At 32.4% G+C, this 20,502-nt stretch carries 22 protein-coding genes and 1 other RNA gene; 2 read left to right on the top strand and 21 right to left on the bottom strand.

Translation table 11 applies throughout. The features are described from left to right. The 5 genes from P3U32_RS06795 to P3U32_RS06775 all read right to left on the bottom strand — a co-directional run bounded on the left by P3U32_RS06795 (nt 1) and on the right by P3U32_RS06775 (nt 2,902). Nucleotides 1-1,125: a THUMP domain-containing class I SAM-dependent RNA methyltransferase gene (locus tag P3U32_RS06795; RefSeq protein ID WP_323702350.1), complete on the bottom strand. Its 1,125-nt coding sequence runs from the start codon at nt 1,123-1,125 to the stop codon at nt 1-3. Nucleotides 1,126-1,274: 149 nt separating this feature from the next. Further along, nucleotides 1,275-1,643, bottom strand: an RNA gene (gene rnpB / locus P3U32_RS06790) — RNase P RNA component class B. A 47-nt stretch (nt 1,644-1,690) separates the two neighbouring features. Further along, nucleotides 1,691-2,005, bottom strand: coding sequence for a cell division regulator GpsB (gene gpsB, locus P3U32_RS06785; protein WP_323702349.1), 315 nt, complete (start codon nt 2,003-2,005; stop codon nt 1,691-1,693). Between the two features lie 16 nt (nt 2,006-2,021). Continuing rightward, the gene (locus P3U32_RS06780; RefSeq protein WP_323702348.1) at nt 2,022-2,576 is read right to left on the bottom strand and encodes an SLOG family protein; all 555 of its coding nucleotides are present in this window, start codon (nt 2,574-2,576) and stop codon (nt 2,022-2,024) included. Beyond that, on the bottom strand, nt 2,573-2,902 hold the full coding sequence (locus P3U32_RS06775) for a DUF1798 family protein (RefSeq protein WP_323702347.1): 330 nt from the start codon (nt 2,900-2,902) through the stop codon (nt 2,573-2,575). Before P3U32_RS06775 ends, P3U32_RS06780 begins: the two co-directional genes overlap by 4 nt. 169 nt (nt 2,903-3,071) lie before the next feature. Here P3U32_RS06775 and recU point away from each other — a divergent pair, with 169 nt between their 5' ends. After that, entirely contained in the window at nt 3,072-3,698 is a 627-nt protein-coding gene (recU, locus tag P3U32_RS06770) for a Holliday junction resolvase RecU (RefSeq protein ID WP_323702346.1), read from the top strand. Then, nucleotides 3,695-6,085, top strand: coding sequence for a transglycosylase domain-containing protein (locus tag P3U32_RS06765; RefSeq protein WP_323702345.1), 2,391 nt, complete (start codon nt 3,695-3,697; stop codon nt 6,083-6,085). The genes recU and P3U32_RS06765 overlap by 4 nt, the downstream gene beginning before the upstream one ends. A gap of 128 nt (nt 6,086-6,213) precedes the next feature. Here P3U32_RS06765 and P3U32_RS06760 read toward each other — a convergent pair whose 3' ends face one another. The 16 genes from P3U32_RS06760 to P3U32_RS06685 all read right to left on the bottom strand — a co-directional run bounded on the left by P3U32_RS06760 (nt 6,214) and on the right by P3U32_RS06685 (nt 20,493). Further along, complete coding sequence (locus P3U32_RS06760) at nt 6,214-6,567, bottom strand: YpoC family protein (protein ID WP_323702344.1); 354 nt, start codon at nt 6,565-6,567, stop codon at nt 6,214-6,216. A gap of 1 nt (nt 6,568) precedes the next feature. Beyond that, nucleotides 6,569-7,231 carry an endonuclease III gene (nth, locus tag P3U32_RS06755; RefSeq protein WP_323702343.1) on the bottom strand — a complete coding sequence of 221 codons (663 nt, stop codon included), beginning with the start codon at nt 7,229-7,231 and terminating at the stop codon, nt 6,569-6,571. Beyond that, on the bottom strand, nt 7,221-7,913 hold the full coding sequence (locus P3U32_RS06750; protein ID WP_323702342.1) for a DnaD domain-containing protein: 693 nt from the start codon (nt 7,911-7,913) through the stop codon (nt 7,221-7,223). Before P3U32_RS06750 ends, nth begins: the two co-directional genes overlap by 11 nt. Before the next feature lie 95 nt (nt 7,914-8,008). Next, the gene (gene asnS, locus P3U32_RS06745) at nt 8,009-9,301 is read right to left on the bottom strand and encodes an asparagine--tRNA ligase (protein ID WP_323702341.1); all 1,293 of its coding nucleotides are present in this window, start codon (nt 9,299-9,301) and stop codon (nt 8,009-8,011) included. 62 nt (nt 9,302-9,363) lie between these two features. After that, nucleotides 9,364-12,057 (bottom strand): helicase C-terminal domain-containing protein, encoded by a 2,694-nt coding sequence (locus P3U32_RS06740; protein ID WP_323702340.1) that lies wholly within the window; start codon nt 12,055-12,057, stop codon nt 9,364-9,366. 10 nt (nt 12,058-12,067) lie between these two features. Then, nucleotides 12,068-13,036: a biotin--[acetyl-CoA-carboxylase] ligase gene (locus P3U32_RS06735; protein ID WP_323702339.1), complete on the bottom strand. Its 969-nt coding sequence runs from the start codon at nt 13,034-13,036 to the stop codon at nt 12,068-12,070. Further along, on the bottom strand, nt 13,029-14,234 hold the full coding sequence (locus P3U32_RS06730; RefSeq protein WP_323702338.1) for a CCA tRNA nucleotidyltransferase: 1,206 nt from the start codon (nt 14,232-14,234) through the stop codon (nt 13,029-13,031). Before P3U32_RS06730 ends, P3U32_RS06735 begins: the two co-directional genes overlap by 8 nt. Before the next feature lies 1 nt (nt 14,235). Beyond that, nucleotides 14,236-15,357, bottom strand: a complete 1,122-nt coding sequence (gene bshA / locus P3U32_RS06725) for an N-acetyl-alpha-D-glucosaminyl L-malate synthase BshA (protein ID WP_323702337.1) — start codon at nt 15,355-15,357, stop codon at nt 14,236-14,238. Between the two features lie 20 nt (nt 15,358-15,377). Continuing rightward, a complete protein-coding gene (locus tag P3U32_RS06720) occupies nt 15,378-15,692 on the bottom strand; it encodes a nucleotide pyrophosphohydrolase (RefSeq protein WP_323702336.1) in 315 nt (104 codons plus the stop codon). A 187-nt stretch (nt 15,693-15,879) separates the two neighbouring features. Beyond that, on the bottom strand, nt 15,880-16,569 hold the full coding sequence (locus P3U32_RS06715) for a zinc metallopeptidase (RefSeq protein WP_323702335.1): 690 nt from the start codon (nt 16,567-16,569) through the stop codon (nt 15,880-15,882). Between the two features lie 53 nt (nt 16,570-16,622). Next, nucleotides 16,623-17,216 (bottom strand): DUF1405 domain-containing protein, encoded by a 594-nt coding sequence (locus P3U32_RS06710; RefSeq protein ID WP_323702334.1) that lies wholly within the window; start codon nt 17,214-17,216, stop codon nt 16,623-16,625. 57 nt (nt 17,217-17,273) lie between these two features. Next, entirely contained in the window at nt 17,274-18,062 is a 789-nt protein-coding gene (locus P3U32_RS06705; protein WP_323702333.1) for a menaquinol-cytochrome c reductase cytochrome b/c subunit, read from the bottom strand. Nucleotides 18,063-18,099: 37 nt separating this feature from the next. Then, on the bottom strand, nt 18,100-18,774 hold the full coding sequence (gene qcrB, locus P3U32_RS06700; protein ID WP_016912349.1) for a menaquinol-cytochrome c reductase cytochrome b subunit: 675 nt from the start codon (nt 18,772-18,774) through the stop codon (nt 18,100-18,102). Between the two features lie 13 nt (nt 18,775-18,787). Then, nucleotides 18,788-19,291, bottom strand: a complete 504-nt coding sequence (locus P3U32_RS06695) for a Rieske (2Fe-2S) protein (protein WP_323702332.1) — start codon at nt 19,289-19,291, stop codon at nt 18,788-18,790. A gap of 231 nt (nt 19,292-19,522) precedes the next feature. Continuing rightward, a complete protein-coding gene (locus P3U32_RS06690) occupies nt 19,523-19,957 on the bottom strand; it encodes a DUF2487 family protein (protein WP_323702331.1) in 435 nt (144 codons plus the stop codon). Nucleotides 19,958-19,959: 2 nt separating this feature from the next. After that, entirely contained in the window at nt 19,960-20,493 is a 534-nt protein-coding gene (locus P3U32_RS06685; protein ID WP_323702330.1) for a YpiB family protein, read from the bottom strand. Nucleotides 20,494-20,502 lie beyond the last annotated feature (9 nt).

Below are 20,502 nucleotides of genomic sequence, written 5' to 3'. Positions count from 1 at the left end.
TTATTTACTTCTCTTACCCCAGTATTGGTAATACGTACATTCTATATAACCATTAAACAACTTTCTTCTTTTCGTTGCTTTATGACCAACTAATGGTTCGAATTCTTTGTAGCTTGTTAACATATATAATGAAGCTTCGTTATTCTTCGTTAAGATTTCACCTAAATGTTTATACATTGCTTCTACTTCACTTCGTTCACCGATACGTTCTCCATATGGTGGATTTCCAATTATAGAAACTGGGCCTTCTGGCACTTGTAGATCGTGTATATCTTGTACTTTAAACTTAATGATATCCCCTAAACCAACTTCAATTGCATTGTTTTTAGCAATTTCCACCATTTTTGGATCAATATCACTTGCTACGATATCGATTTCTTTATCGTAAAGTGCTGCTTCATCAGCTTCTTGGCGTAACTCATCATAAAGTCCTTCTGGAATAATGTCCCACATTTCACTAGCAAAGCTACGATTGAAACCAGGTGCTATATTTTGAGCAATTAATGCTGCTTCAATTGCAAGCGTTCCTGAACCACAGAATGGATCTATAAAAGGAGTTTCGCCTTTCCAATTCGTTAATCTAACTAAAGCAGCCGCAAGTGTTTCTTTCATAGGTGCTTCACCTTGAGCTAAACGGTAGCCTCTTTTATGAAGTCCTGGTCCAGAAGTATCAATTGTAAGGAGTGCTTCGTCCTTCAATAAGGCAACTTCTACTTGATATTTACTTCCAGACTCGTCTATCCAACCTTTGATTTGATAAGCATGTTTTAAACGTTCAACGATTGCTTTTTTAACGATTGCCTGACAATCAGGTACACTGAATAATTTTGATTTAAGACTTTTACCTTGTACTGGGAACATGCCTTGAGCACCGATAATATCTTCCCATGGTAATGCTTTTGTCTTTTCAAATAAATCATCAAACGTGATTGCATGGAATCGCCCTACTACAATCTTGACTCTGTCAGCAGTTCTTAACCATAAATTGGCTTTAACGATTGCTGTTTCATCACCTTCAAATAAAACACGACCATTTTCTACTGTCGTTTCATATCCAAGTTCTTGTACTTCTTTAGCTACAATTGATTCTAAGCCCATAGGACTTGTCGCGAGTAATTGGTACATAAATATACTCCTTTAATTTTGTTTAGAATTTTTAATATTTTATGATGTATACAATAAATGGATTAAAGAGTTTTTAATGACACGTTTAATCCGGAAATTTACAAATAAAAAGCTCTCCTACTTGGAGAGCGACACTAGTAAAGTGATAAATCTGTAAGCCATGTTTTGTCCTTTAGTACTACTACCGTGCACTAGTTACACTCGTACGCCAGTGATAATCATCTGTCTGTATGATTACATACCTTCTTATTCCGTTCATTTCCGTCAAAGAAGTGCTCCTACCTATTTTGGATTGCTCACTCGAGGGGTTTACCGCGTTCCACCTTTTACATTTCTGTAAAAGCTACGTCACTGTGGCACTTTCAAACTATTCTAACCATATCAAGATGACTTAGGTTATTTCGTTGCCGTCAATTAATTGCCTTAGCTTATTGTTTCGCCAAGCACGAACACTACATTCATCTCAGAATGTGTGAGCATGGACTTTCCTCTACTTAACGTAGCGATTATCCGAAATACCACTCAACAAAGAATTATAGCATAAACGAATCTAAATAACTATCATTTATTCGCCAAATACAGCTTTTTCAAGATTGGATATTCTCTTTAATATATCAACGTTGTTTGAATTGTATTGTTGTGAACCTTGTGGTCTTCCAGAAGCGACACGGATTCTTAACTGTTCAATTTCTTTGTTTAATTTAGTATTTTCTTCAGTTAATTTAATTACTTCATTGTTTAAATCAGCCATTTTTTGATAGTCTGAAATAATGTCGTCTAGGAATGCATCGACCTCTTCAGTTTTAAAGCCTCTCATACCTTTTTCGAATTCTTTTTCATAAATATCTTTAGCAGATAGCTTCAATGTTACATCAGCCATATTTACACCTCTTCTATTAAGATTCTTTTTCATTATAGTTAAATTCCATAAAGTCTTGTAAATCCATGAATGTAATAACATTATAAGTATAATTTGTCTTTTCTGCAAAATCAACTAACTTACTTTTGAAAAACTTTGGTGACGCCTCTTGCTCATCATCATAAAATAAAATTGTTTTATCTGTGTTGTCTAAAATAAATGCATTCGCTTGTTGAAATTGAAACGCGCCTTCATATTCACTTTGATGAATGGCATTAACATAATCAGCTTGCGAAATAATGTTTTGATATTTTTCCTGATTTGCTTCGTTCCATTTATTATAATGATTTAAGAAAGGCGTTAATATCGCTAATTTTAGTTGAGGATATTTACGTTTCATCTCAATTGTGACTTCAGCAACCCAAAGTTCAAAGCCAAGTTGACCAGAAATGATGATCCATTCCAATCCTTCTTCCATTTCTTGAATAATAAGTGACTTCACGTATGCTTTAATTACTTTTACTTCTTGTTGATCGTCCTTAAAAATATTTAATTCATAAGGCTTATACCCTGTAAAGTAAATAGAAGTCATGACAAATCACCTAAATGTGTGAAAATATAATTTAAATCATGTTGAACCGCTTTATGTTTTTCTAGGAAAAGTTTTTTACTGGTTCTTTTATAATGACACTCAACTGACAATTCTTTGTAGTTATCAATGAGGAGTTGGAATTTCTGCATGTTCATATATTGTAATGTTAGTGCATTTGCTTGTTGTTGACTAAAGGCATCTAACAATATATCAACTGATTCAACAAATGGTACAACATCGTTATAAAAATCATAAACATGATCTTCTTTAGCATTTGTAAATCGTTCATTCATTTCATTAAGTTTACCTAATAATTCTTGTATCATAATTATCCCTACTATCAATGAAGTTTGTAATTTTAAAAGCCTCACGATAAAATGATAACATAACTAGGAAACTTCTAGAATATTTATGTATCATAAAAAACTTTTGTAACTTATAATGAAATAAGGTATAATATTTAAAGTTTTTAAGATACTAATTTAGGTGATGAATTTGAATTATCCAAATGGAAAAAAAGGTTTAAAAAATACTTCTAAAGTCCCAAGCCAAGATACTAAGGAATGTAGTAAAATACAATATGGAAAACGGGGTATGAAACTAGAAGAGGAAATTGATCAGTCAAATCAGTACTTCAGAATAGAGAATATTGCCGTTATACATAAAAAGCCTACACCTATCCAAATTGTAGACGTACATTATCCTAAGCGTCAAAAAGCAGTCATTAAAGAAGCTTATTTTAGGAAACCGTCGACAACCGATTATAATGGCGTTTATAACGGTCGTTATATCGATTTTGAAGCTAAAGAGACAAAAAACAAGACAAGTTTCCCTTTGAATAATATCCACGATCACCAAGTATCACATATGGAACAAGTTTCAAATCAACAAGGAATATGTTTTTTATTGATAAAATTCAGCTATCATGATAGCGTGTTTTTATTGCCTTTTAAGCAATTTATGGTATATTGGGACAGATTTAAATCAGGTGGAAAGAAATCCATTACCCTTCAAGAAATTGAGAGAGATGGCTATTTAATTCCAATCCAATTTAGACCAAGAATAAACTACATAAAAATAGTTGATCAATTGATAACAATGGAAAGTGAGGCGCTCAAATGAGTCAATCAAAAGCTTCTAATAGTAAAAACAGCAAAGAACAACCTAAGAAAAAGAGGAATATCAAGAGAACAATTATTAAGGTGTTTGGTATTCTTATAGCAGCATTTTTAGCAATGGTAATAATAGGTGTTCTCGTATTTGCTTATTATGCTTGGAAAGCTCCTGCTTTCAATGAAAGTGCACTGAAAGATCAGTTACCTTCTAAAATCTATGATAAGAATAATAAGCTTGTAACCACGCTTTATATGGGACAAAAGCGAGAACATGTCAAATTTGATGATGTTCCTGATCGCATGAAAGATGCAGTATTAGCAACTGAGGATAATCGATTTTACGATCATGGTGCGTTGGATTATAAACGTCTATCCGGTGCCGTAATGAAAAACGTTACAGGTGGATTTGGTGCTCAAGGTGCATCCACTTTAACGCAACAAGTTGTAAAAAGATCATTCTTAACTGACAAAAAATCTATAGAAAGAAAGGCTCAAGAAGCTTACCTTTCATATAGACTTGAACAAGAATATTCTAAAGATGAAATTTTTGAAATGTACTTAAACAAAATTTATTATTCTGATGGTGTATATGGTTCACAAACAGCTGCTAAGTATTACTTTGATAAAGATTTAAAAGATCTTAACCTAGCAGAAACAGCTTATTTAGCTGGTTTACCTCAAGTACCAAACCAATACAACGTTTATGACAATCCAGAAGGTGCTGAAAAACGTAAAGATACAGTACTTTACTTAATGGAACGTCATGGAAGAATTTCTAAGAAAGAAATGAAAGAAGCGCAAGATACACCTATCGAAAAGAACTTAGTTAAGAGAACGGTAGAAGAACGAAATGAAGCAATGACACAAACACCAGATAACAAATACGCTTCATATGTAAACTATGTTAAACAAGAACTAACTCAGAGCAAAGCGTTTAAAGGACAATCTTTAAATGACATTATGACAAGTGGTCTTAAGATTTATACAAACATGGACAAAGACGTTCAAGAAACATTACAAGAGTCAGTTGATAATGGTACTTTCTATAAAAATAAAGACCAAATTACTGGTTCATCTATAGTTGATACTAAAACTGGTGATTTAGTTGGTATTAGTGGCGGTAAGAACTATAAAGATGTTGTAGACCGAAATCAAGCTACAGATTTACACCCAACCGGTTCTTCATTAAAACCAATCTTAGCTTATGGTCCAGCTATTGAAAATATGCAATACGCTACAAATCATAAGTTCCAAGATGAAAATGAATATAATATAAATGGAAGTATCTTCAAGAACTATGATGGTCAAGGACATGGTTCAGTAACAATGGCAGATGCTTTAGCAAGATCATATAATATTCCGGCATTAAAATCTTGGCAAGAAACGAATCAAAATGCAGGTGAAAATGCAGTTAAAGACTTCGCTTCTAAAGTGAACTTAAATTATAAAGACGAAATTGGTCCATCAGAAGTACTTGGTGGTTCACAATCAGAATTCTCCCCTACTCAATTAGCTTCTGCATTCGCATCAATGGGTAATGGTGGAACTTATAATGAAGCACGTTCAATTAGAAAAGTTGTTACACAAGATGATGAAACAATTAAATTCTCAAGTAAGAGTCATAAAGCGATGGAAGACTATACAGCATATATGTTAACTGAAATGCTTAAAGGTACATTCCAAGCATATGGATCTGCTTATGGATACGGAATTAACGGATTAAACCTTGCAGCTAAAACTGGTACAGGAACATATGGCGATGAAGTTTATAGCCAATATAACTTACCTGAAAACGCAGCAAAAGACGTTTGGATTACTGGTTATACACCACAATATACAATGTCAGTATGGATGGGCTTCAACAAAGTGAAAGAATACGGTGAAAACTCATTCTTAGGACATGACGAACAAGTTAAACCACAAATACTATTTAATGATGTAATGTCACAAATTTCTAGTTATGATGGTACTGATTTCGAAAAACCAGATTCAGTGTCAGGTAGTGGTAAAAGCTTAAGCGTTGCTGGTAATGCTGATAATAATACAACATCAAGCTCAGCGCCAAATAGTGGTAACAGTAACAATAGCGATAATAACAATAATAATAATAACCAGCAAAATAATTATAATTTTTCTGGTAACAACAATAATGTAACAACAAACGATCCACAAACACGTGCGAATCCGAACCAAAATTCGAATACAACGAATAGTAATCAAACAACACAAAGTAATACACAACAGCAATCAACTACTAATGAACAAGTGAATACTGAAGAAGCAACGACAGAATCCCCTTCTTCATCGTCTGATTCAAAAGACGAATCCAGTTCAAGTAGTGATTCCAGTTCATCCGCTGCTAAAGATGCAGCAGACGAAGCAAAAAATGATTAGATAAAGAGAAGACCTTCTAGAGATTATCTAGAAGGTCTTCTTTTTTGTATGCATATAAGTAAAATAGCGCGGTAGCCGAACCATACAATAAAAAAACCGTTAGCACTTTGCTAACGGTTTTAAAATACCTAATTATCTTTTTGTTCTTTTAACTTTGCTTCTCTTTTTAATTTCAATTGATAACGTGCATTCATTTTGATGAGTTCATCTTTCAATGTAACCATTTGTCGATACCCCATAAAATGATAGATTCGTGCGTTGATATATTCATATCGTTCTTCAAAATTCATTGGTATCACTGGATAATCGTTTATATTTTGAATATCGAACTCATTTATTTGGTTTATTTGTTCTAAATAACGAATAATGAGTTGATAATATTCATCCAGTAGCTCGTGTGCACGATCTGTTTTTAATTGTTTTTGTTTCACAAGTGGCTCAATTTTTTCTTCTAATGCTATAAAATCATCTTTAGTTATCATATTATATTTCCTTTACTAAGCCAGCTTTAAGTCGCTTCTGGCCTTCTCTACAGTCTTTAAGTAACGGACATGTTTCGCATTTTGGTTTACGTGCTAAACAGTGATATCTACCAAAGAATATAAGCTGATGATGGCTTTTCGTCCATCTTTCTCTAGGTATAATATGGCACAAACGATCCTCTACTTGTCTAACGTTATCTTTTAATCTACATATAGCGAGTCTCTTTGACACTCTTTCTACGTGCGTATCAACCGCTAAAGCAGGTTCTCCAAATGCAACACTCATCACGACATTCGCTGTTTTTCTGCCAACACCTGCTAAAGATTCTAATGATTGATGTGTATTTGGAATAACGCCATCAAAATTATCTAATAAAGATTGGCAAAGTTTTTGAATATTTTTGGCTTTATTTCTATATAGACCAATAGAACGTATGTCATCTTGTAATTCTTCTAAACTTACGTTCAAATAATCTTCTGGCGTTTTATATTTTTCGAATAAAGTTTTAGTTACTTTATTGACTAACACATCTGTACATTGTGCGGATAACAATACAGCGATTGTCAGTTCAAACGGATTATCATGAACGAGTTCACATTCAGCATCTGGAAACATTTCATCAATGACATCCATCATTTTTAATGCTTTTTTCTTACTTATCATATGGATTCTCCCCATTTACCCAATCAAACGTTGGTATTGATTTTACATTTTGTTTAACCTTTTTAGTTTGATGGAATTTTTCGCTTTCCACTTTTGATGATTCAACAGTAGTAATGTTTTTCTTTTTCCAATTTAATAATATTCTATCGATATATTTAATACTGAGTTTATTGACACTGTCTGCTTCATTTAACGCACTTTGTATCAAACTATTTGAGTGATGATCAGTATCTATCCAATGATTTAAAGTTTGTACTTCAAGTGATGTTAATGGTCTTCCAAAAGTAGATTCAAATGTTTCAAATAATGTTCTGAATTGACTATTTTGATCTTCTACTTTATCCTCTTGTATTTCTTGATTTAATACAAGGGCAAGTTGATCATATAATGGTTCAAATGAAATGAATTCATTATATTTATGCTGGTCATCTTTTTCAATTTTGATTTCTATACAATTTAATTGTGATAATTGGTTCACGATATGGCTGACTTCTTGTATAGACAAGCTCGTGCCCATCTGTATTTCTTCTAATGGTGGTTGAAGATGACTTTCATTTTCTTGGTCTAACAATTTGATTAATATAACAAATTGTCTTTCGTTAAGACCTAAATCAGCATAATGATTAAACAAAGCACGATGAATAACTACGGGCTTATCTTTTAACATTTCATTTGTATACATCCAAGTTCACCTACTTTACGATTGATTATAAAATGATTCGACGAATAAAATAACGAGGCAGAGACATTAAATTGTCCCAGCCTCGTACGTACTATTTATGGGTATAAACGGTTAAGTAAACGTGGGAATGGTGACGTTTCTCTAACGTGTTCTACACCACTTAACCATGCAACAGTTCTTTCTAGTCCTAAACCAAATCCACTATGTGGCACACTACCATATTTACGTAGATCAGTATAGTAACTATAAGCTTCTGGGTCTAAGCCGTGTTCAATAATTCTTTCATTTAATAAATCTAAATCGCTAATTCTTTCAGAACCACCGATGATTTCTCCGTATCCTTCAGGAGCAATTAAATCTGCACATAAAACTGTGTCTGGATTTTCTGGATTTGGTTCCATGTAGAATGGTTTGATTTTTGTTGGATAATTAATAATAAATACTGGTTTATCATAATGATTAGCAATCGCTGTTTCATGTGGCGCGCCAAAATCATCGCCCCAAACGATATCGTCAAATCCTTCTTTATGAAGAAATTCAATCGCATCATCATAAGTGATTCTTGGGAATGGAGTAGCAATTGCTTCTAATTTACTTGTATCTCTTTCAAGTAATTCTAATTCAAGTTTGCAATTTTCTAATACTGATTTAACGATATGATGAACATAATTTTCTTGAACTTCTAAACTTTGATCATGTTTCATAAACGCCATTTCAGGTTCGATCATCCAAAATTCAATTAAATGTCTTCTTGTTTTAGATTTTTCAGCTCTGAATGTTGGTCCGAAACTAAATACACGGCCGTGAGCCATTGCTGCTGCTTCCATATATAATTGTCCACTTTGTGATAAGAATGCATCTTCGTCGAAGTATTTTGTATGGAACAACTCACTTGTACCTTCTGGTGCACTTCCTGTTAAAATTGGTGGATCAATTTTTGTGAAACCATTGTCGTTAAAGAATTCGTAAGTTGCACGAATGATTTCGTTTCTAATTTTCATAACTGAATGTTGGCGTTTAGAACGTAACCATAAGTGTCTGTGGTCCATTAAGAATTCTGTACCGTGGTTCTTAGGTGTAATTGGATAATCGTGTGATTCTGAAATCACTTCAACTGAATTGACTTGCATTTCATAACCGAAGCTTGAACGATCATCTTCTGTAATTGTTCCCGTAACAAATACTGATGTTTCTTGAGTTAAAGATTTAGCTTGTTTGAACATTTCTTCAGAAACTTCAGCTTTAACTACTACACCTTGCATAAATCCAGTACCATCTCTTAATTGTAAAAATGCTATTTTCCCACTTGATCGCTTATTAGCAATCCAAGCGCCGATTGTCACTTCTTGATTGACGAAATCTTTAGCTTGTTTAATCGTTATATTCATTATTATTTCTCCTATTCAAATAAATTACTTACTGTTATTTTATCAAATTATTCATTCATCTGCTATCTGTTTGGATAATTTCTTAGTTTATCTTGAAATTCAGTTATATCTCCTTCAAGAACTGGAATTTCACCTAAAGCATTAATGAAAAATCGACTATAATGACTATCTAAAATTCTTCGATCAAAGCACACAAGTAGTCCTAAGTCATTTTTATTTCTAATGAGTCTACCAATACCTTGTCTGAATTTAGTTACTGCATCAGGTAATACAAAATCTTTAAATGGATTATCAAACTCATCTTTCATTAAATGGTACCTTGGATCATCTTGATGTATAAATGGTAACTTTGTCATCATGACACATTTTATACCTGCTGATTGATAATCAAATCCTTCGAAGAAAGATAAAGTTCCTAGAAGAATCGTCTTATCGAATTGATTGAATTGTTGTACGAGTTTATAAATATGTGAATGTTGTTGTTGCATTAATACGACGTAATCATTGAATACTTCAAGTTCTTCCATGTATTGATAAGCTTGATATAGCATTGAATAGTTAGTGAATAACACTAAACATTTTTGATTCGTTTCACTTACGAATGTTGATAAATAATGAATGATTGTTTCAATGTAGTCATCCGTATTTTGATAATTGAAATCAGGCATTTGTTTAGGGACAAAACATGTAGCTTGATTCTTCAAATCATATATTTCATTTAAATAATAGGTTTTAAAATCAATGTCTTCTGGAAACATGGACTTAAATGATTTAAATGATTCATTCACTGTCAACGTTCCAGAAATGAAGATATTGCTATTAAACTGTTCAATAAATACTTGATTCAATAAATCTTTCACTTCTGCTTTTTTAACATAAATTGAAAGTGTAGATTTTTGAGACAATTTTTTAATTGAAACATAAGGTAGTTCGCCATTTTTAATGACATTATAAATTTTCGTATATTGATGATAAATATAAATGAGTTCTTTTTTAAATGCTTTTACATGTGCGTGTGTATATGATTTAAAACGTGCTAAAATCTGATTAATAGTACTGATTTGTTGTTTGAATAACTCAGAAATTTCAGTAGTATCAATATCATAAAAATAATGAATTTGGTTTTCATCCATCGTTTGTGATTGATGTTTTTTATTAATTTGAAGCATGAGGTCATCAAATAATAATTCGTTTTGTTCATGTAGTGATTCAATATCTCTTTTTAACTGATAAATATCAATTGGTTGTATAGGATATTGTTCGATAACACGTTTATTTTCTAATTTATCAAGTCGTTTAAATAACTTTTCTTGTTCATTTTTACCAAGTAATCCAAGATGATATTTAATATGCTGGTAACTCAATACATCCGTTACTTGATTTAGCGCATAGTCTTGTATGCGATGTGCTTCATCTACTATGATGTGCTTGAATAATTGATAAACAGTGTCTTCCGTACTATGTTGCAGTAAATGGGCGTGGTTCGTTATACCTATTTCTACACTTTGTGCGCTTTCTTTAACAAATTGATAATAGTGTATATCATTTTTGAAAGGAACATACGTTGTTCGTTTCTGTTCAAAGAAGACCTGTTGTCCACCTTTTAAATGTAACTCTTCGATATCACCTGTCTCAGTTTCCAATATCCAAACTAATAATTGCATTTTTAAAATGGTTGCTTCGTAATTATCGGTGTCATCTTGAAGAATATTCAGTATAAGTCCTAATGAGATATAATGATCTTTACTTTTAATAATCATTGCTTTTAAATCTAAATCTAGTGCATTTAACACCTTGTTAAATTCTTGTTCTAAAAGCTGATTTTGCAGTAGTTTTGTATGTGTAGAAACGAGAATGTGTTCACCAGTTTCTAAATAATAAAGTAAAGCAGCCAAGACGAAACTCATTGATTTACCGCTTCCTAATGGTGCTTCAATCAATGCATTCTCATTATGTAATAATGAATCGAATAATTGTTGTACAAGTTGATATTGTTCTTTTCGATAATCAAAATGATATGTCTTTAGAATTCGCTCATATGCTTCATCTATAGAAATGGTTTCTCGATCACTCGATTTTCTAATAGGTGTTTGTTTTAAGTAATTAATATTTTGATACTTTTTAATTTTACTTGATGGTAATTGTTGTCCTTGATTCCCTCTAACAATTTCAAACAAAATATCTTTCAAATCATACTTTAATGATTTAGATAAGTAATACAATTGTTTAATCGTATCAATAGGTAATTGTGCTATCTTTTGAATTGCTTTTATAAATAGTAGTGCTGTTGCTCTGGCATCTTCATCTGCACTATGTGCTTGATTTAAATCAACTTCTAATGACTGGCTAAGTTCGCTTAATTGATAGCTCTCTTCGTTCGGGAATGCAATTTTAAATAATTCCATCGTATCAATAGTTAATTTTGGCTTAAATGTAAGATTTGAGTTTTCAAAATGAGAAGTTAAAAAATTCAAGTCAAACAAAACATTATGTGCTACGAACACACAGTCTTTTAACATCATAAATAAAGATTCGCTAATTTCTTCAAAATACGGCGCCCCTTGCAAATCGTGTTCATTTATATTTGTTAATGCTTGAATGAAAGATGGAATTTCTAAATCGGTTTTTACATATGTATGGTAAGTATCAACTATCTGATTGTCTTCTATAAATGTAATTCCAATTTGGATGATTTCATCATATTGTATTTGGTTTCCCGTTGTTTCTAAATCGACAACTGCATATCGTTGCGCCATATTATCTCTCCTATATTTCTATATCTGCACTCATAAATTGATGTAATTCACCATCTTCAGATATCACCGTTAAAAATCCATTATCCTGAATATCAATTGCCTTACCTTTTATTTGTTTTTGACCTTCAGTATAAGTGAGTGTTTTATCCCAAATCATACTTTTTTCTTTATATAATGCTTTGATTTCACTAAATGGCATATTTAGAAATTGATTGTATCTTTCTTCGATTGCATGTATTAAATGTTTTAAAAATGTATAAGGATTTATAGTTGAACCATGAGCGATATTGATACTTGTTGCACGATCTTGGTTCACTTGATTAAATTCATCTTGTGTTTGGTTTAAGTTGATGCCGATGCCACAAATAATTGCATTGACGCCATCAGTATCAGCTATCATTTCAGTTAGGAATCCGCAAACTTTTTTATTACCAATATATATATCGTTCGGCCATTTGATTTGGCTCTTGATGGCATAATTGTCTTCAATAACTTGCTGGATTGCTAAACTGATAAATAGATTGAACGTTGACATTCTATGGATAGGAATATTTGGTCTTAATACAACAGACATCCATAAACCTTTACTTTTTAAAGATGACCATTCGCGATTGAATCGTCCTCTACCTTTTGTTTGCTCATCACTTAATACGATGAATGACCCATCATCATGTGTGATTTGAGACTTCGCAAGCAATTGTGTTGAATCAACTTGAGTTTGTACAATGGCTCGATTTAATATTTTACAATCATTTAACTCGATGTTAACGATATCCTCTTGCCACTCAGGAGGTATTTGTACGATCTTATAACCTTTATTTGATTGTGAATCAATTTTAAAGCCATCACTTCTTAATTGATCAATGACTTTTTTAACTGTTACTCGTGAACAATTTAACGTTTCAGCAATGTGTTGTCCTGATAAATATGCATCTTGCTTATATAAATACTTTATAATTTTTTGTTTATACTTAGACATTTTTTTGCACCCATTCTATTAAATCATCTTGTGTGTTATTCACTTTGCGTAAAATAACTGCACGTTCCAATTTATTCAAAATATCTTTAATCCATGGTCCACCATTTTTTTGGAATGTTGACATTAATATTTGACCATTCAAATTAAGTTCTGAATTGTGATATATAGGTAGTTTATCATATATTTCATTGACTAAAATAGGATTCATAATAATTGGTTGATATTGAATGTGAAGATTATTTTCATATTGTTGTATAAATGCCATAATCGTTTTTACTTTTAACGCTCCAAAAGTATAAATAATAACCGTTAAATGTTCTTTTGTTAATGGTTCGAATTTAAATATTTTAAATAGTTGTATATATTCATTTATATTTCTTTTTTCCTGATTACTTAGTTTCATAGCACTTAACTGTGTACTATCTACTTCATTTATAAAGCATAAAGTAGCAATCCAAATTTCAAAGTCAAAGCCTTTTGGTATAAAAATGGTTGATTGATCAAGTTTGTTAAAGAACGGAATGTATTGGAATAATGATAATTGTGTTGTAGTTGCCATAGATTTCTCTATATTTGCACCTGTTACCAATTTTTTTAACTCAACGATGATTCTTTCGATAGCGATTTTATCTAATAAATATGCTGTTTGTTTCATTGCATCTTCCGTTTCGTCCTCAATGGCAAAACCTGTTTGAGATTGAAAGCGAACACCTCTCATAATTCTTAAGGCATCTTCTTCCATGCGGTCTAGCGGCGTACCTACAGCTCTTATGATTTGATTTTTAATATCTTCATAACCTTTAAAATAATCATGTAATTGATACGCGCTATCCATAGCAATTGCATTCATCGTAAAATCTCTTCTCGCTAAATCTTCATATAATTCAGTGACAAATTGGACTGAAGTAGGTCGTCTATGATCAACGTAATCTCCATCTTTTCTAAAAGTTGTCACTTCAAATTGTTCGTCATTTCCAAGCACTATGATTGTGCCATGTTCTTTTCCAATCGGTAACGTTCGATCGAAGATTTTTTCAACTTCCTCAGGTAATGCATTTGTAGTAATATCTACATCAGAAATTGATTTTTTCATTAAATAATCTCTCACTGACCCACCTACAAAATAAGCTTCGTGTCCATGATTTACAAGTTGGTCAATGACCCACATCGATGTTTCGAAATGTTGATTTTCACACATATTATTCTCCTAACATCTCTTTGTAACAATTTTCATATTGATCTGCAATGACTTTCGAAGCGAAACGTTTGTTTACATCTTCAATCATTGCTTTTTGCATTTTTTGATACAGTTCATTATTAGTTAATAACTCAATTGCGCGTTTGCTAGCAGTATCAACATCTCCTACGTCTACTGTATAACCTGTAATCCCGTCTTTAATTACTTCTTTAATACCGCCTGCAGTACTGCCAATTGGAACGACACCTGTTAGCATAGCTTCAAGTAAAACTAAACCGAAACTTTCTTTTTCACTCAATAGTAATGTTAAGTCTGACATTTGATAAAAGATATTTACTTCATCTTGTTTACCTAAGAATAGTACTTGATCTTCAATCTTTAATTGTTTAATTTGTTCTTTTGCCGTTTGTAATTCAGGTCCATCACCGATTAACAGTAATTTGGATTTCACTGATTGATTTAACTTATAAAATGTATCTACTACATCATGAACACGTTTTACTTTTCTAAAGTTAGATACGAATGTAACGACCTTCTCATCTTCTTCTATTCCATAGCTCGCTCTTAAAGATGTGTTATAAGCTTGTGGAAAGTTGGCTTCTTGTACAAAATTATAAATTGTTTTAATTTCTTTATCCGGATTAATGATTTCATAAGTTTCTTTTTTTAAACTATTACTCACACTTGTGACAACATCACTATTTTCAATACCGAATCGTATCGCACTTTGTAAAGATGTGTCATATCCTAATACAGTAATATCCGTACCATGTAATGTTGTCATGATTTTAACATCTTTACCTGAAATTTGTTTTGCTAAAATGCCACATATTGCATGTGGTACGGCATAATGCATATGTAGAATTTCTAAATCATAATCGTTTATGATGTCAGCAATCTTAGCACTTAATGTAATGTCATATGGTGGGTATTGGAAGACTGAGTATTGATTTACATCAACTTGATGGAACGTTACATTTGGCACATGTTCCCTCATTCTAAATGGCATATTGGAAGTGATAAAGTGAACTTCATGTCCTCTTTTAGCCATTTCAAGACCTAATTCTGTTGCCACTATACCTGATCCACCCATTGATGGATAACAAGTGATACCGATTTTCATACTATTCCTCCATAATGTTTTTAGTTACGTTCAAATCTATCTTTATCACGTACGTTAAATTTATTCATTGATTGTTCAAAACTTTGATTTAAATCTATATTTAATGAATTTGCTAAACAAATTAATACGAATAAATTATCACCTAGTTCAGCTTCAATTGTATTTTCTTCTTCAGTAGATTTCTTTTTCTTTTCACCATGATAATGGTTTATTTCTCTCGCTAGTTCTCCAACTTCTTCAGTGAGTCTAGCTAAGTTAGCTAAAGGTGAAAAGTATCCCGTTTTAAATTGAGAAATATATGCGTCTACTTCCTTTTGCATTTCTTGCATATCCATATATTTACCTCCTCATTTGCATTTAATCTACAGTAATATTAAATCACATATACTAAAATTATATATGATTCGTGGATATAAAGACAATCTTATCAACTTACTTGTATATGTATGATTACTTTCCTATTATATTATTCCTTAAAAAGAAAAATAGAGGCCGGGTATATATACCCAACCTCTATCAGTATTAATCACCACTACGTGCAATTAATATAAATCTAAGTAGTTCTGCTACTGCTACTGCAGTTGCTGCAACATACGTCATCGCAGCTGCTGATAAAACTTTCTTAGCATGTCTATATTCTTGTTGATTTACGATATTCAACTTCTCTATTTGTCGCATTGCCCGTTTACTTGCATCGAATTCAACAGGTAATGTTATGATTGAGAATAATACTGCGAATGACATAAATACAATACCAACCCATAATAGTGTAGTACCAAAAGTATTACTTAATGCTGTTAATACGATACCAGCTAAAATGATGATATATGATAATGAACTACCAATATTAGCTAATGGTAACAATACAGTACGGAATTTTAAGAAACCATAACCATGTGCATGTTGAATTGCATGTCCAACTTCATGTGCTGCAATTGCTGTCCCGGCTACACTTGGTTGTGAATAGTTTGCTGGTGATAGTACAACACGCTTTTTAGATGGATCGAAATGGTCAGTTAAAAACCCTTCTCCCTGTAATACTTCTACATCATGAATGCCATTTGCCGCTAAAATTTCTTCAGCTACTTGTTTACCCGTCTTCCCACTTGTTGAGCGTACTCTTGAGTATTTATTGTAAGTTGATTTTACTCTAAATTGGAAGTACATAGGGACAATCATAATGATAATAAAATATATGATGTATGAAAACAAATTACTTCCTCCTTTATATCCCTGATATTTATAATATTACGTAGTGACAACCATTACGTCAAATAATTTGAATGCGATTTGATGGTTTTTTGTAAATATATCAGTAATAGGAAAGAAATAATACTAAGCCAAAATGCAAAGTAACCAATATGCGATTCATATTGACTGAGCATGCTATAAACAGGATATTGATGATATACATAATCAATGACATCATTATGGAATACCCAAATCATCGTAACAATGATGTGCCAAGGCTTGATTTTAAATAATGGATAGAACATTATCGCTTGAATGGCCATTATTCCATGTGAAGTCATTAGCATAATCGCCATAGGTACGAGTTGTTCATAGTGAATCATTACGAACGTGTTCATAAATACTGCCCAAACACCGTATTTGATTAGTGTAATAAAAGCTAAACATTCGAATAATCCTAAATGCTTTTTAAAATATATAGCTGCAATTGCTATTATTAAAAAGAAAGTAGCTGTTGGACTATCTGGTATAAATGGCCAGAAGTACCACTTACTTTCAGCTAATTGTGAGCCGTACCAAATATAGCCATATATCGTTCCTAATAAATTAGCGATAAACAACGTAATTAATATAGGCTTCTGACGCATAAAATAACTCCAAAATACCATGATAAGTCTCCTTCAAAAAAATAGACTGGGAATGCGTCCCAGTCTATCATTCATTTATTATTTTTTTAATTCTTTACCGTTTGCATCTGTTTCGTGTAAATCAGCAACGTATTTAGATACTTTGTCGATTTCATCCTTAGATAGTGTATCTTTAAAGGATGGCATTTTTCCTGCACCCTTTTCAACAAATCCTTGAACACCCTCTTTAGGTAATTTAGACTCTACTAAATTTGGCCCTTGTCCACCTGTTAATTCTCCACCATGACAACTTGTACAGTTTGACTTGATGATGTCTGTATAAACAGGATCAGATTTATCTAAGTTAGAGAAAACAATTTCACCTTGTTTCGCTTGTTGTTTCCAGTCATGATAGTAACTAGATTCCCAAGTTGTATAGAATAAAATTGCAATCGCGATTAGCATAAAGCCAGAAGCGAAAGGTCTCTTTGTCCATTTACGTTCTGGACCACGATCTAACCAAGGTGCAAGTAATAAAGCTCCAAAAGCGATACCTGGTAAGATAATTGCTCCGAATGTATTATAAGGACCTGATGCAAATGAATATTTAAGAATTTGGTATAAGAATAAGAAATACCAGTCTGGTAAAGGTGTATAACCTGTATCAGATGGATCTGCCACACGTTCTAGTGGCGATGGATGCGCAACTGTTAAACATAAATATGCGATTAAGAATACCGCACCTGTCATCCATTCTTTCAATAGAAAGTCAGGCCAGAAACTTTCTGTACGACCTGGAAATTCTGAATAGTCTCTATTTAACTTTGGTTTGTCGTATGACTTAATTCTTGAGTCACCAACAAATTTCATCCCTTTTCCGCGATGCATGTCGCATGACCTCCTTTTTCATTTATTCACGTTAATTTTATAGTGGACCTGAAATACCTTGTTTTCTGATCATTATAAAGTGTGCTGCCAGTAACGCGAATAGTGCAGCTGGTAGGAAGAATACATGTATCGCAAAGAAACGAGTTAACGTTTGAGCACCAACTATTTCTGCATCCCCTGCAAGTAATGTTTTAACCCATGGTCCAATGATTGGAACTGATTCTGCAATTTGTAGACCTACTTTTGTTGCAAATAATGCTTTCATATCCCAAGGTAATAAATAACCAGTAAAACTTAAACCAAGCATAACAAAGAATATTAAAACACCTACAACCCAATTTAATTCTCTTGGTTGTTTATAAGATCCAGTGAAGAAAACACGTAGCGTATGTAAGAACATCATGACTACTACTAAACTTGCTCCCCAATGGTGCATGCCACGTACGATTACACCTGCAGCAACATCATGCTGTAGATAGTAAACCGACTTCCAAGCATTGACGATATCTGGTACGTAATACATTGTTAAGAACATACCTGATAATACTTGTATTACAGTAATGAAAAATGTTAATCCACCAAAACAATAAACGAAAGCTGAAAAGTGATAAGCAGGGTTAACATGCTCTGGCACTTCATGATCAGCAATATCTCGCCAAATTGGTGTAATATCAAGTCTGTCATCGACCCAATCATAGATTTTATCTATCATTGTTAATCCCTCCTTATTTAGCTAACTCGTTATCGTGCTTTTTACCAATTTGAATAATACCATCTTTAACTTTGACTTCATATTGGTCAAGTGGTGCCAATGGTGGCGTACCTGGTATATTTTTTCCATTCTTTTCATAACGACCATTATGACATGGACAATAGAATTGATTTGGATTTGAGTCATCGCCATTCCACGTAACTGTGCATCCCAAATGTTTACAAACAGGTGATAACGCTACAATATTCTGCCCATCCTTGTATACCCAAGCAAATTCTGTTACTTCACTTGTGTACCATGCGTCTTCTTGTTCAAATTTAAAGTCTACTTTGATTGGTTCTTTACCAAGTTCAGACTCCTTTACACCTGTTGCGATTAAATCACCTTGTGCATCAGCTTTAAATACAGGATCAAGCGCAAATCTACCCATAGGTAAAATCATACCAGCAGCCATAAATGACCCAACACCCATTAATGAATAGTTTAAAAATTGGCGTCGTGTGACACGTTGGCTCATTCAGATTCCCCCCTCTATTAATCGTTCTTTTATAACTAGGACAACTTAATTTTAGCCTATTATTTCCAGACGGTCAACGCTTTGTCACAATTTAAATCTTTAATTATTAAGGATTTCTCTTAGAATAATCAAAAAATTGAAAGGGCTTTTATAACTACTAAAAAATACGAGTGATTCACATATAAAAACCCCCCTAAAACGTAAAAATCCGTTTTAGGGGGTTTGACTAAATTATGATTTATTCCATGTTGTGATGATAAATTTCATAAATCGTTTTACTTCATCTTCTATAAGCGTACGTTTCATTTCTTCATCCAAATCACCCATAGGTATTGTATTCACAGAGAATGTTTCAAAATCTAAATTTAGTTCTGATTTTTCTCCTGACAATAAAATGATGTGAGATAAGCCATATGCTTTTAAACTTTCTATAAAACGTTCGACGTGTTCATAGTGATGATCGCTCGTGAAAAATGTTGGCGTCAATAACAATCTACCTTTGAATTGTTTTTCTGCTAACATCCCTACAAGTTGTACCGTTTCATTTTTATCACAAGAAGACAATAATTGTTGATTCATATCGATATTAGCAATTGGAATAATAGCTGTATCAATATACTCTAAATTATTTTTTAATTCTTTTAAATCTACATGATTAAATAACATGATTAGTGTTCCTCCAACTCATGAATGAATTGTAAAATTTTAGACATTTCTATAAAGGTTGGTTGATCATTTCGATCTAATGCTAAATCTATTTCGTTTCTTATGAGATGTTCCCAATGATTGATATTGTGATTACTGGTTCGATTTATGAGACTCAAGTCTTTATCTTCACCATAAAAATCAACTAACATTTGCAGTAACATCAATCGATTAAGGCGGTCATCTCTTCGATTTAAATATAATAATACATTTAAGTGCGTCGTATCTAAACGTATATCATGAAAAATTTGTCGACCATTATCAATACAAAAATTCGATTTACAATATAATAATGGCAATTGATTTGATTGTATTGTACTTATAGAAAGTATACGATCTTCAGATGTTTCTCGAACGAATGATATATTTCCAAGATACGTTGGATTACTTTTTAGTAAGTTCAATATCCAAACACTTTCAGGGTTTTTAAAGTCGTATTTGTAAAGAACGTATTCAATAAACCGTTGCTTTTCATAAATAAGCCATGAATGGTTCATAAAATCCCT

Origin of the sequence: Mammaliicoccus sp. Dog046, assembly GCF_034039665.1 — a bacterium.
In the GTDB taxonomy this organism is placed as follows: Bacteria; Bacillota; Bacilli; order Staphylococcales; family Staphylococcaceae; genus Mammaliicoccus.
This window is presented reverse-complemented; position numbering and strand designations above follow the sequence as displayed.